The organism is Streptomyces sp. NPDC002018 (assembly GCF_042890865.1).
GTDB lineage: Bacteria > Actinomycetota > Actinomycetes > Streptomycetales > Streptomycetaceae > Streptomyces.
The window spans coordinates 368,723-381,367 of record NZ_JBIASO010000004.1 but is presented as its reverse complement, the minus strand read 5'-3'; the positions used below and the strand labels follow the sequence as shown (position 1 = coordinate 381,367).

At 71.4% G+C, this 12,645-nt stretch carries 10 protein-coding genes; 3 read left to right on the top strand and 7 right to left on the bottom strand.

All coding sequences use genetic code 11. The features are described from left to right. Positions 1-67 precede the first annotated feature (67 nt). Together ACFYYH_RS09260 and dacB are read right to left on the bottom strand one after the other, a co-directional pair. Positions 68-1,198 (bottom strand): zinc-dependent metalloprotease, encoded by a 1,131-nt coding sequence (locus ACFYYH_RS09260; RefSeq protein ID WP_388547970.1) that lies wholly within the window; start codon positions 1,196-1,198, stop codon positions 68-70. Between the two features lie 349 nt (positions 1,199-1,547). Next, positions 1,548-2,951 (bottom strand): D-alanyl-D-alanine carboxypeptidase/D-alanyl-D-alanine-endopeptidase, encoded by a 1,404-nt coding sequence (gene dacB, locus ACFYYH_RS09255; RefSeq protein WP_388547967.1) that lies wholly within the window; start codon positions 2,949-2,951, stop codon positions 1,548-1,550. Positions 2,952-3,128: 177 nt separating this feature from the next. Between dacB and ACFYYH_RS09250 the strand changes: the two genes are divergently transcribed. Further along, positions 3,129-3,623, top strand: a complete 495-nt coding sequence (locus ACFYYH_RS09250) for an inorganic diphosphatase (RefSeq protein WP_388548126.1) — start codon at positions 3,129-3,131, stop codon at positions 3,621-3,623. Positions 3,624-3,946: 323 nt separating this feature from the next. Beyond that, the gene (locus ACFYYH_RS09245; RefSeq protein ID WP_388548123.1) at positions 3,947-5,641 is read left to right on the top strand and encodes a threonine/serine exporter ThrE family protein; all 1,695 of its coding nucleotides are present in this window, start codon (positions 3,947-3,949) and stop codon (positions 5,639-5,641) included. Between the two features lie 123 nt (positions 5,642-5,764). On the opposite strand, the gene ACFYYH_RS09240 is transcribed toward ACFYYH_RS09245, so the two are convergent. Further along, positions 5,765-6,487 (bottom strand): DedA family protein, encoded by a 723-nt coding sequence (locus tag ACFYYH_RS09240; protein ID WP_388547965.1) that lies wholly within the window; start codon positions 6,485-6,487, stop codon positions 5,765-5,767. 370 nt (positions 6,488-6,857) lie between these two features. On the opposite strand from ACFYYH_RS09240, the gene ACFYYH_RS09235 reads away from it, so the two are divergent. Then, positions 6,858-8,294, top strand: coding sequence for a glutamate decarboxylase (locus tag ACFYYH_RS09235; RefSeq protein ID WP_388547962.1), 1,437 nt, complete (start codon positions 6,858-6,860; stop codon positions 8,292-8,294). Positions 8,295-8,426: 132 nt separating this feature from the next. Here ACFYYH_RS09235 and ACFYYH_RS09230 read toward each other — a convergent pair whose 3' ends face one another. The 4 genes from ACFYYH_RS09230 to ACFYYH_RS09215 all read right to left on the bottom strand — a co-directional run bounded on the left by ACFYYH_RS09230 (position 8,427) and on the right by ACFYYH_RS09215 (position 12,629). Next, positions 8,427-9,275, bottom strand: a complete 849-nt coding sequence (locus tag ACFYYH_RS09230) for an ABC transporter permease (RefSeq protein ID WP_388547959.1) — start codon at positions 9,273-9,275, stop codon at positions 8,427-8,429. After that, positions 9,263-10,333, bottom strand: coding sequence for an ATP-binding cassette domain-containing protein (locus tag ACFYYH_RS09225; protein ID WP_388547955.1), 1,071 nt, complete (start codon positions 10,331-10,333; stop codon positions 9,263-9,265). Before ACFYYH_RS09225 ends, ACFYYH_RS09230 begins: the two co-directional genes overlap by 13 nt. 82 nt (positions 10,334-10,415) lie before the next feature. Beyond that, on the bottom strand, positions 10,416-11,057 hold the full coding sequence (locus ACFYYH_RS09220; protein WP_388547952.1) for a PadR family transcriptional regulator: 642 nt from the start codon (positions 11,055-11,057) through the stop codon (positions 10,416-10,418). A gap of 105 nt (positions 11,058-11,162) precedes the next feature. Then, positions 11,163-12,629, bottom strand: a complete 1,467-nt coding sequence (locus ACFYYH_RS09215) for an aldehyde dehydrogenase family protein (RefSeq protein ID WP_388547949.1) — start codon at positions 12,627-12,629, stop codon at positions 11,163-11,165. Between the last annotated feature and the right edge of the window lie 16 nt (positions 12,630-12,645).

The following is a 12,645-nucleotide window of genomic DNA, read 5'->3' as shown; positions in this document are numbered from 1 at the left end:
TCCCTCACTCACGGTCCCTCGGATGGGTGATAGCTGGGGCGTCCTTCTGCCATGAGCCGGATCGGGCCTATGGATCCGTCCTACGGTGCACCCGCGCGACCCAGTCCGCCGGTTTGGCGATCTCCGCCTTGGTGGGGAGTGTGTTCGGGGAGGTCCAGACCCGGTTGAAGCCGGCCATGCCGACCTCCTCGACGACGGCCCGTACGAACCGCTCGCCGTCCCGGTACTGGCGCAGCTTGGCGTCGAGGCCGAGCAGCTTGCGCAGCGCCTGGTCGAGCCGGCTGGCGCCGCGGGCCCTGCGCTGCTGGAACTTCTCGCGGATCTCGGCGACGGAGGCCACGACATCGGGTCCTACGCCGTCCATCACATAATCCGCGTGGCCTTCGAGCAGGGACATCACGGCGGTCAGTCTGCCGAGGATCTCGCGCTGTCCGGGGGTCTGCACCAGTTCGACGATGCTTCTGCCGTGCTCGTCCTCCTCGCCCTCGGGACGGCCGCCGGAGAGCGACTGGGCGGCCTCGCGCAGCCGTTCCAGCACGGTCATCGGGTCGACCTCGGTCTCGTCGAGGAAGGACTGGATCTCGTCCTGGAGATGGTCCCGCAGCCAGGGCACCCCGGTGAACTGGGTGCGGTGGGTCTCCTCGTGGAGCGCCACCCAGAGCCTGAAGTCATGGGGATCCACGTCCAGTTCGCGCTCGACGTGGACGATGTTGGGGGCGACGAGGAGCAGTCGTCCCGCGCTCTGCTCGCCCGCCGGGAGATCGCGGGTGGCGGGGGCGAACGTCTCGTACTGGCCGAGGACCCGGGAGGCCATGAACGACAGCAGCATGCCCAGTTCGACGCCGGTCACCTTGCCGCCGACCGCGCCGAGCACGGCGCCGCCGGGGGTGGCGGAGCGGCGCTCCAGCATCTTGTCGAACAGGGGCTTGAGCAGCTCACGGAATCCCGCGACGTTCGCCTTCACCCAGCCGGCCCGGTCGACGACCAGCACGGGGGTGTCCGGTGGCTCGTGGCCGTCGGGGATCATCCGCGTGTACGCGCGGACATGCTCCTCCGAGGCCTTGGCATGCCTGCGCAGCTCGGCGACGATCTCGCGCGCCTCGTCCCTGGTCACTTCCGGTCCCGGCCGCACGAGGCGGGTCGCGGTCGCCACCGCGAGATTCCAGTCGACCATCTCGGCACCACCGATGCTCGTCATGCGTCAACCGTACGTGCTCGGCCCGCGGAGCGGTGAGGTGTCAGTGGCCGGGTTCTTCCCTTGTACGGCCCTCGGCGGGCTCCCGCGCGGCCCGGAATCAGGCCGGGAGAGCGGCCGGGGCGGGGGCCCGGGGGCCGGTTGGGCCGTCGGAGGGCCGTACGGGGCCCGGCGGGGCCGGGCAGGGGCTGACCGGGGACCCGGTACGGGCCGGGCGGGGCCGGGGCTGACCGGGGGCCCGGTGGGGGCCGGGCGGGGCCAGGCGGGGGTCGGGCAGAGGCCGGGGCAGAGGCTGAGTGGGCCGGGCGGGCGGCGGCGGGCGCGGGGGCCGGGCGGGCGCGGGGGCCGGGGCTCAGCGGACCAGGGCGGCGGAGAGCCGGTCCAGGGCCGCCTGCGCTCCCGCGGGCGCCGTGGTGGAGCCCGCCATGAAGGCGAAGGCCAGCAGCCGGCCCCGGGCGTCGACGACCGTGCCGGCCAGGGTGTTCACCCCGGTGAGCGTGCCGGTCTTGGCGCGGACGAGCCCGGCGGCGGGCGCGGCGTTCCCGTACCGGCTCCTGAGCGTGCCGGTGAACCGGGCGACGGGCAGCCCGGTCAGGACGGGACGCAGCTCCGGGTGGGCCGGGTCGGCGGCGCGTGCCAGCAGGGCGGTGAGCAGTGCGGCGGAGGCCCTGTCCCTGCGGTCCAGGCCGCTGCCGTCGGCGAAGCGGGCCCCGGTGAGGGGCAGTTCGAGCTTCTTGAGCCGGTCGTGGACGGCCTGGCCGGCGCCCGCGAAGCTCGCCGGCCGGCCCGTGGCGATCGCGGTCTGGCGGGCCAGGGACTCCGCGATGTCGTTGTCGCTCTCGGTCAGGGCGCGTTCGACCAGCGCGGACAGCGGCCGGGAGTAGGTCTTGGCGACGGGTGCCGCGCCCTTGGCGGGCTTGCCGGCGGTGGGGGCCGCGGTGGTGCGGACACCCCGGTCGCGCAGCAGCTGGGCGAAGAGATCGGCGGCGTCGCCCGCCGGGTCGCCGCTGCGGGGCGCGGGTCCGCCGGCGGACGTGTCGGCGGACGTGTCGAGACGGCCCTGTCCGGCCATCAGCGCGTCGACGGGGGCGATGTTGTCGTTGGGGCCGATGGGGTGGGCCCGGGGGCCCGAGTAGAGGGAGGCGTCGTAGCGCACCCGGACCTCGGTGACCCCCCGGTCGCGCAGCGCGCGGGCGGTGTCCTCGGCCAGGGCGCCCAGTCCGGTCCGGTCGAGGGTGGCGTCCCCGCCGCCGACGAGGGTGACCGTCCTCCCGTCCCGGGTCGCCATGACCGTGGTGGCGATGCGGTGGTCGGGGCCGAGCGCGGAGAGCGCGGCGACCGTGGTGGCGATCTTGACAGTGGAGGCCGGGGTCATGGGGGTGTCCGCGCCCTTCCCGTACAGCGGCTCGCCGGTGGTGGCGTCGACGACGGACGCCGTGCGCAGGGGGCCGAGGGCCTTGGCGTCGAGCAGGGGCTTGAGGGTTCTGCCGAGGTCCGCTTGCAGCTCCGCGGGCGCGGCGGTCCCGTCGGTGAGCACGGAGAGCACGTCGGGGGCGCTGGGGGCGGGCGAGGGCGTGCGGGGGGCGCTCGGGTCGTGATGTGCGCCACCCGTTCGGTCCTGGGCTGCGGCCCACTCCCGCTCGGCCTTACGCTGACCCGAGTCCCAGGGGCCCGCCACGGCCACCGCGACCGCCGCGAGCGTCAGGCCGAGCACCACGGAACCTGCCGTGAGCTGCCACACTTTCGGCTCAAGCACGGCTGACCAGCCCCTTTCGCGATCACACTGCTGCGTGGGGGACACTTAATCACTGCGCCTTGCCACGAGCATGGCACCCCGGCCAGATACGGCCTGTCAGACCGCCGGTCCGGGGAGCCCTCCTGCGCGAAGACGCAGTATCACCGGACATATGTGTTGATCATGGAGGAGCCACCCGTGGAGTTCGACGTCACCATCGAGATCCCTAAGGGTTCGCGGAACAAGTACGAGGTGGATCACGAGACCGGTCGGATCCGCCTCGACCGTCGTCTCTTCACCTCGACCAGCTACCCGGCCGACTACGGCTTCGTGGAGAACACCCTCGGTGAGGACGGCGACCCGCTGGACGCGCTGGTCATCCTGGACGAGCCGACCTTCCCGGGCTGCCTCATCAAGTGCCGCACGATCGGTATGTTCCGGATGACGGACGAGGCCGGCGGGGACGACAAGCTGCTCTGCGTCCCGGCGTCGGACCCCCGGGTGGAGCACCTGCGCGACATCCACCATGTCTCGGAGTTCGACCGGCTGGAGATCCAGCACTTCTTCGAGGTCTACAAGGACCTGGAGCCCGGCAAGTCGGTCGAGGGCGCAGAGTGGGTCGGCCGCGCCGAGGCCGAGGCCGAGATCGAGGCCTCGTACAAGCGACTTGAGGCGCAGGGCGGCGCGCACTGACCGCGCACTCCTCCCCCGTGTGACCGGCCGGACGGCCGGACCGGACGACGGGCGGCGCATCTCTCCGGAGGTGCGCCGCCCGTCCGTCTGTGGGGCGCGTGCCTCGCGCGGGATGTGCGCGGGATGCGCGGGACGCGTGCGGGAGATACGCCCGTGACCTGCGCGCGGGCGTGTGCATGACGGACGGATGGGTGCCCGGGTGCGGGTGTGGCCTCTCATGTCCGTGCCCATACTGGGCAGACGCGGGGCTACGAGCACATCGGCGGAAGCGGAATACGAGAGCGAGTACGACAGGGAGCCAGTGAGTGAGGGCGTGGACAGCGGTGGCCGAACCGGACGGTCCCGAGGAGCGGAAGCCCCAGCCGGACGAGGCGCACAGTGCCTTCACCCCGCCACAGGGGACGGAGCGGCCGGCTCCTCCCGAGGACGACCACCCGACCTCGGAGTTCGCGCTTCCCGAGGGGCTGAGCACCGAGCAGCAGACCGCGCCCGGCGGCTCGGCCTTCGGCACGCCGGACGGCGGACCGGGCGGCGGAGTGGGCGGCGGGCCGGGCGGCCGTAGCGCCCGCAGGCCGTCCCCCGCGGCCGCCCCCGCCGGGGTACCCGCGGTCCTGCTGGCCAAGGGGGCGCCCTGGCAGGACCGGATGCGCACACTGCTGCGGATGCCGGCCGGCGACCGGCCCGTACCGGAGACGGTGCAGCGGCACGACGAGAACGGACCCGCCGTACCGCGCGTGCTGGACCTGACGCTCCGTATCGGCGAACTGCTGCTGGCCGGCGGCGAGGGCGCCGAGGACGTCGAGGCCGCGATGTTCGCGGTGAGCCGCGCGTACGGACTCGACCGCTGCGAACCGAACGTCACCTTCACCCTGCTGTCGATCTCCCATCAGCCGTCGCTGGTGGAGGATCCCGTGACGGCCAGTCGGACCGTACGGCGGCGGGGCACCGACTACACCCGCCTCTCCGCCGTCTTCACGCTCATCGACGACATCACCAGCGGGGACACGGAGATCACGCTGGAGGAGGCGTACCGGCGCCTCGCGGAGATCCGGCGCAACCGTCATCCGTACCCCGGGTGGGTGCTGACCGTGGCGAGCGGGGTGCTGGCCGGTTCCGCGTCCGTGCTGGTCGGCGGCGGGCTGCTGGTGTTCGTGGCGGCGGCGCTGGGCGCGATGCTCGGGGACCGGCTGGCCTGGCTGTGCGCAGGGCGGGGGCTGCCGGAGTTCTACCAGTTCGTGGTGGCCGCGATGCCGCCCGCCGCGATGGGGGTGGCGCTGACCCTGGTGGGCTCGGCCGCGCAGTGGGAGGTGCGGCCGTCCGCCGTGATCACGGGTGGTCTCTTCGCGCTGCTGCCGGGACGCGCGCTGGTGGCGGGGGTGCAGGACGGACTGACGGGCTACTACATCACCGCGTCGGCACGGCTGCTGGAGGTGATGTACTTCTTCATCGCGATCATCATCGGTGTGCTGACCGTGCTCTATCTCGGGGTGCAGCTCGACGCGCAGCTCAACCCGGACGCCGCGCCGCACACCGCGGAACGCCCGGTGGTGCAGATCATCGCCGCCGTGGTGCTGAGCTTCACCTTCGCGATCCTGCTCCAGCAGGAGCGGTCGACCGTACTGATGGTGTCCCTCAACGGCGGTATCGCCTGGGTCGTCTACGCGGCGCTGCACGACACCGGCGGGATCTCGCCGGTGGCCGCGACGGCGGTGGCGGCCGGTCTGGTGGGGCTCTTCGGTCAGCTCTTCTCGCGCTACCAGTTCGCCTCGGCGCTGCCGTACGTCACGGCGGCGATCGGGCCGCTGCTGCCGGGCTCCGCGACGTACTTCGGACTGCTGGGCATCGCGCAGAACAATCCGGACCGCGGGCTGACCTCGCTCTCCAAGGCGGCGGCGCTGGCCCTGGCGATCGCGATCGGGGTCAATCTCGGTGGGGAGATCTCCCGGCTGTTCCTCACCGTGCCGGGAGCGGGCCGGGCGTCGAGCCGCCGCGCGGCCAAGCGGACGCGCGGCTTCTGAGTGCTCTCCGGCCGGACAGGGCCTGGGCTCCGTCGCGAGCGGCTGGGTCTGGCGCGAGCGGCTGGGTCTGGCGCGAGCGGCTCGGTCTGTCGCGAGCGGCTCGGTCTGTCGCGAGCGGCTCGGTCAGCGCTTGGCGTGACGGCCGCGCTGGCCGGTGCCGGGGGCGCCGGGGAGGTCGTCAGGACCGGGGGCGCCGGAATCCCGCTCGGCCGCCGGACCGGCCTTCTTGGACTTGGAGCGGGCCCGCAGGAACTCGATCACGATCGGCAGCACCGAGAGCAGCACGATGGCGATCAGGATCATCTCGATGTTCTTGTGGACGAACTCGATCTTGCCGAGCGCGGCCCCGAGCAGCGTGACGCCCGCGCCCCAGAGGGTGCCGCCGATGACATTGAAGATGATGAACGAGCGGTAGTTCATCCGGCTCACACCGGCGATGATCGGCGTGAACGTACGCACGACGGGCACGAAGCGCGCCAGGACCAGCGACTTGGGGCCGTACTTCTCGAAGAACTCGTGCGCCTTCTCGACGTTCTCCTGCTTGAAGAGCCGTGAGTCCGGGCGCTTGAAGAGCGCGGGACCGACCTTCCTGCCGAAGAGATAGCCGACCTGGTCACCGACGATCGCGGCGACCACCACCAGCGTGCAGACCAGCCAGAGCGGGGTGTCGAGCGTGCCGGAGGTCACCAGCAGGCCCGTGGTGAAGAGCAGCGAGTCACCCGGCAGGAAGAAGCCGATGAGTAGGCCGGACTCGGCGAAGACGATGACCAGAACACCGATGAGCCCGAAGGTCCCGATCAGATAGTCCGGGTCCAGCCAGCTTGGTCCGAGCGCAAGGGTGGTCACGGGTTCCGGACTCCTGTGTAGATAGTCGGTCGATCGTCAATTCGGCGTGGTCGGCCGCGCACAAGTTATCAACGCCCGTCCACTCTTCCAGGTTCCACCCGGGGCCCTTGACATGCGGTGCCTCCGCCCGGTGGAGCCACTCCGGGCAGAGCCGGACAAAACACCGGACCCGCGGTGGGCTTCCGGTGACGGTGAGCGTGTTCCCCGTGGCGCTCCGCGCACACCTCGCGGCCGGGCTCCGGCGGGCGGTTCCGGCGCCGGCTCCGGCGCCGGCTCCGGCTCCGGCTCCGGCTCCGGCTCCGGCGGGCGGTTCCCGGTGATCGTTCGTATTCTCACGAAGGGGCCCGTTACCACCCCGAGGAGATCGCCGATGCCACTCCACCGAGGCGCGGACCGAGGAGCCGGCCTGCCCGAGGCCGAGCGCGCCGAGCTGCGGCGGCTGTCGCTCAACCCCTTCTACGGGGAGGCCGATCCGATCAGCGGGATGACCTCGGCCCCGCCCGTCCACCGGCTGCCCGACGGACCGATCCCGCCCACTGTCGCCTATCAGCTCGTCCACGACGAGCTGATGCTCGACGGCAACTCCCGGCTCAACCTCGCCACCTTCGTCACCACCTGGATGGAGCCGCAGGCCACGGTGCTGCTCTCGGAGTGCCGGGACAAGAACATGATCGACAAGGACGAGTACCCGCGCACGGCCGAGCTGGAGCGGCGCTGTGTGGCGATGCTCGCCGACCTCTGGAACGCGCCCGACCCCGCGGCGGCCGTCGGCTGCTCGACGACCGGGTCCAGCGAGGCCTGCATGCTCGCCGGAATGGCGTTCAAGCGCCGCTGGGCGCAGCGCAACGCGGAGCGCTATCCCGCGCACGCCCGGCCCAATCTCGTCATGGGCGTCAATGTCCAGGTCTGCTGGGAGAAGTTCTGCGACTTCTGGGAGGTCGAGGCGCGCACGGTGCCCATGGAGGGGGACCGCTTCCATCTCGATCCGCAGGCCGCGGTCGATCTCTGCGACGAGAACACCATCGGCGTCGTGGCCGTGCTGGGCTCCACCTTCGACGGCTCGTACGAACCGGTCACCGAGGTGTGCGCGGCGCTGGACGCCCTCCAGGAGCGTACGGGCCTGGACATCCCCGTCCATGTCGACGGGGCGTCGGGCGGCATGATCGCGCCCTTCCTCGACGAGGACCTGATCTGGGACTTCCGGCTGCCGCGCGTCGCCTCCATCAACACCTCCGGGCACAAGTACGGGCTCGTCTACCCGGGCGTCGGCTGGGCGCTGTGGCGCTCACGCGAGGACCTGCCCGAGGAACTGGTCTTCCGGGTGAACTATCTGGGCGGCGACATGCCGACCTTCGCGCTGAACTTCTCCCGGCCGGGCGCCCAGGTGGTCGCGCAGTACTACACCTTCCTGCGGCTGGGCCGCGACGGCTACCGCGCCGTCCAGCAGACGGCCCGGGACATCGCCACCAAACTGGCCGGGCGGATCGAGGGCCTCGGCGACTTCCGGCTGCTCTCCCGGGGCGACGAACTGCCCGTGTTCGCCTTCACCACCGCCCCGGGCATCGAGAACTTCGATGTCTTCGACGTCTCGGCCCGGCTGCGCCAGCACGGGTGGCTCGTGCCCGCGTACACCTTCCCGGCCAACCGCGAGGATCTCTCCGTGCTGCGGATCGTGTGCCGCAACGGCTTCTCCGCCGATCTGGCCGGGCTGCTCATGGACGATCTGGAGCAGGTGCTCCCGGAACTGCGCCGCCAGGCGCACCCCCTGGAGCGGGACAAGGCCGCGGCGACGGCCTTCCACCACTGACCGCGGCCTGCCCCCACCCGCCTCACCACGGCCTTCCACCACCGGTCCCGGCCTTCCGCCCGCCGGCCCCGGCCGTTCGCCCGCCGGCCCCGGCCGTGTGCCCACCGGCCCCGGCCGTTCGCCGCGGGCCGGTCAGCGGCTGAGCCGGGCGTACCTCCGTACGGCCAGCGGGAAGAAGACCGCGAGCAGCACCAGCGGCCAGAGGACGGCCAGCAGCCCGGCGTGCTCGGCCGCCCAGGAGCCCCCGGTCGCCGCCGGGTTGCCGAAGAGATCGCGGACCGCGGTGGCCGTCGCCGACATCGGGTTCCACTCCACGACCGTGCCCAGCCAGCCCGGCATGGACTCCGGGGCCGCGAACGCGTTGGAGAGGAAGCCGATCGGCCACACCAGGATCTGCACCGCCTGCACCATCTCGGGCCGCCCCGCCACCATCGCGAGATGGATACCGAGCCAGAGCATCGCGAACCGGAACAGGAGCAGCAGCCCCACGGCGCCGAGGAAGGACACGGCCCCGTCGTGCCAGCGCCAGCCGAGGAGCCGGCCGACACCGATCATCACCGCCAGGCCGACCGCCGACTGGAGCATGTCCGCGACGCTCCGGCCCACCAGCACCGCGGAGGACGCCATGGGCATCGAACGGAACCGGTCCACCACCCCCTTGTCCAGATCCTGGGTGATGGCGAGCATCGTGGCCTCCAGACCGAAGGCCATGGTCAGGGCGAGCATGCCCGGGACGAGGAACGCGACGTACTCCCCCTCGATCCCCCGGCCGCCGCCGATCAGATAGCCGAACATCAGCAGCAGCATCACCGGGAAGACCAGCCCGACGACGACCTGGACCGGCTGCCGTGCCCAGCGGGCGAGTTCGCGCCGGGTCATGGTCCAGGAGTCGGCGAGTGCCCAGCCGAGCCCACCGCCCCCGGTGCCCCCGCTGCCCCCGTCGCCCGTAACCGCCGGCGTCCCCGCGCTCACCGTCGCCATGCCGGCACCTCCCGCTCCTCCTGGGGAACGGCGCGGTCCCGCTTCTCCCTTTCCTTTTCCTTCCCCTCTTCCTTCCCCTCTTCCTTCCCCTCTTCCTTCTCCGTTTCCTTCTCCCTTTCTTTCTCCTTGCCGGTGAGCTGGAGGAAGACCTCGTCCAGCGTGGGCCGGCGCAGCGCGATGTCCTCCGCCTCGATCCCCTCCCCGTGCAGGGCCCGCACGGTCTCCGTCAGCGCCCCCATCCGGTCGGTCACCGGGGCGCTGAGCAGCCGCCGGTCCACATCGGTGCTGACCGCGTGCGTCCCCGCCGTACGCGCCAGGGTCCGCGCGCCGTCCGCCAGCCGGTCCGCGTCGCGCAGGACGACATCGATCCGGTCGCCGCCGGTCCTGGCCTTGAGTCCGTCCGGCGTGCCCTCGGCGATGACCCGGCCGCTGTCCACCACCGAGACGCGGTGCGCCAGTTGGTCGGCCTCCTCCAGATACTGCGTGGTCAGCAGGACGGTCGTACCGCCGCCGACCAGGGAGCGCACCGCGCTCCACACCTCCGCCCGGCCGCGCGGATCGAGCCCGGTCGTCGGCTCGTCCAGGAAGAGCACCTCCGGATCGGTGATCAGGGACGCGGCCAGATCGAGCCGGCGCCGCATACCGCCGCTGTACTGCTTCACCGGCTTGCGGCCGGTGTCCGCGAGGCCGAACCGCTCCAGCAGCTCGTCCGCCCGCGTCCCCGCCCGTCGCGCGCCGAGGTGGTACAGCCGCCCGAACATCTCCAGGTTCTGCCGGCCGCTCAGGTCCTCGTCGAGCGCCGCGTGCTGCCCCAGCAGCCCGATCCTGCGCCGTACCTCCCGCCCCTGCGTCCGTACGTCGAAGCCGGCCACCCGCACCAGGCCCTCGTCATGCCGCAGCAGCGTGGTCAGGATCCGTACGGCCGTGGTCTTGCCCGCCCCGTTCGGGCCGAGCACGCCGTGCACCGTGCCCCGTCCCACCGTCAGATCGAACCCGTCCAGGGCCGGCTTCTCGCCGTACCGCTTCCGCGCGCCCCTCACGACGATCACGTCGGTCAATGTCTTCGCCTCCCGCTACAGTAATCAAACTTGACTACCGAGCCGGAAGAGTAGGCCCTCACGCCCGATTGGTCAAACTTGATTAGTGAGGATCTCCGTCGTCGGGAATCCCCGTCGCGTACGGGTTCACCTGGCCCTCGGAGAGCACTCCCACAAAGGGCTCGCCCTCACCGGCGAAGGTGTACGCACCGCCCTCGATGCGCTTGATCAGCCCCCGGGTCCACTCCGCCCCCGAGTCCGCCGAGTGCACCCAGAGGTTCATGATCTCGCCGATGTGCCCGAGCTGTTCCGGGCCGTCCTCGGGCACATAGTGCTCGGTCACCGCGGCCCGCCACGCCTCGATCCCGGCCACCCGCTCCTTGAGCAGTTCCACGACCTCGGCGCGGGGCAGGTCGACGATGGAGCCGATCCCGGCCGACAGGACGTCCATTTTCTGGTCGTACGAGGTCAGCGATTCGCGCAGCAGCCGGAAGTACTCCTCACGGCCCGCGTCCGTGATCTCGTACTCGGTACGCGGCGGCCCGCCCGCCGTGCTCGGCGCCACCTCGTGCGCCAGCAGCATGCCCTGTTTCGCCATCTGCTTGAGGGCGTGGTAGATCGAGCCGGGCTTGGCGGTGGACCACTCGTGGGCGCCCCAGTACTCCAGGTCGTTGCGCACCTGATAGCCGTGGGCCCGCCCGTGCTGACGGACCGCGAAGAGTACGAGCAAACGGATCGCTGACATGGCTCCAGGTTATGACCAGCGCGTCAGCGCCGTTCCGGAGCCGCCAGCACCGCCGGAGCCCCTGGCGCCGTTACGCCCGCCATGCCCGTCACGCCCGTCACGCCGTCAGAGCGGGAACTCCGTACGGCCGTGCTGCACCGAGATCCACTTCTGTGTCGTGAACGCCTCGACCGTCGAGTCCCCGTTCAGCCGGCCGAGCCCCGAGAACTTCTCCCCGCCGAACGCCACCATCGGCTCGTCCTGCACGGTCGAGTCATTGACGTGCATCATGCCGGTGACGATCCGCTTGGCAAACGCGACCCCGCGCTCCAGATTCGAGGTGTGCACCGCCCCGCTCAGTCCGTACGGGGTGTCGTTGGCGAGCCGTACCGCCTCCTCCTCACCGTCGAAGGGGACCAGCAGCACCACCGGGCCGAAGATCTCCTGCTGCATCAGCGGCGAGTCCTCCGGCAGACCCGCGAGGACCGTCGGCTCCACCAGATTGCCGCGCGTACGCCCCCGTACCAGCGCCGTGGCGCCCTCCGCGAGCGCCTGCTCCACCAGCGCCGTCAGGGCGTCCGCCTGGAAGGTGTTGATGACCGGGCCGATCTGGGTCTCGCTGTCGCGCGGGTCACCGGTCCTGAGCGCGGTCACCTTCGCCACGAACTTCTCGGTGAACTCCCGCTCGACACTGCGGTCCACCAGGATGCGGTTGGCGGCCATACAGACCTGGCCCTGGTAGACGAACCTGCTGGCGACCGCCGCGTCCACCGCGTAGTCGAGCCCCGCCTCGTCGAGATCGTCGAGGACGACCAGCGCGCTGTTGCCGCTCAGTTCGAGGATGGCCCGCTTGAAGTTGGCGCCGGCGACGGCGCCGACATGGCGGCCGACCCGGTCGGAGCCGGCGAAGGAGATCACCTTGGGGACGGGGTGCTCTATCAGCGCGTCGCCGACCTCGGCGATGTCCGTCACCAGGACGTTGAGCAGTCCGGCCGGCAGTTCCGCGTCCTCGAAGAGCTTGGCTATGAGTCCGCCGCCGACCATGGGCGCGTTCTGGTTGGGCTTGATCACCACGGCGTTGCCGAGCGCCAGCGCCGGTGCCACGGACTTGATCGTCACCAGGAACGGGTAGTTGAAGGGGCCTATCACTCCGACGACGCCCACGGGCAGCCGGTAGACACGGTTCTCCCGGCCGTCGACCGGGGACGGCAGGATCCGGCCCTCGGGGCGCAGGGCGATCTGGATGGCCTCGCGGAGGAACTCCTGCGCGGTGCGGACCTCGTACTCCGCCTTGACGCGCGTCCCGCCCAGCTCGTCGATGATCGCCTCGACGATGTCGTCCTTGCGCTCCTCGACAAGCCTCAGGACCCGCTCGAAGACCAGTCTGCGGGCGTAGGGGTTCGTCTCGGCCCAGCCGCGCTGCGCGCGCTCGGCGGCGCGGTACGCCTCATCGACCTCCTCCACCGTGGCGATGGTGATGGCGGCGAGTTTCTCCCCGTTGTACGGGTTGAAGTCGATGATGTCCCACGAGCCGCTGCCCGTCCGCCACTCGCCGTCGATGTACTGGTGGGCCAGATCGGTGAAGTAGGACATGCGATCCCTTACTGCA

Bases quoted from the DNA above. Each gene is read 5' to 3' on its own strand.
- ACFYYH_RS09260 (WP_388547970.1), bottom strand. From the start codon at position 1,198: ATGACGAGCATCGGTGGTGCCGAGATGGTCGACTGGAATCTCGCGGTG.
- ACFYYH_RS09235 (WP_388547962.1), top strand. From the start codon at position 6,858: ATGCCACTCCACCGAGGCGCGGACCGAGGAGCCGGCCTGCCCGAGGCC.
- ACFYYH_RS09230 (WP_388547959.1), bottom strand. From the start codon at position 9,275: ATGGCGACGGTGAGCGCGGGGACGCCGGCGGTTACGGGCGACGGGGGC.
- ACFYYH_RS09220 (WP_388547952.1), bottom strand. From the start codon at position 11,057: ATGTCAGCGATCCGTTTGCTCGTACTCTTCGCGGTCCGTCAGCACGGG.
- ACFYYH_RS09215 (WP_388547949.1), bottom strand. From the start codon at position 12,629: ATGTCCTACTTCACCGATCTGGCCCACCAGTACATCGACGGCGAGTGG.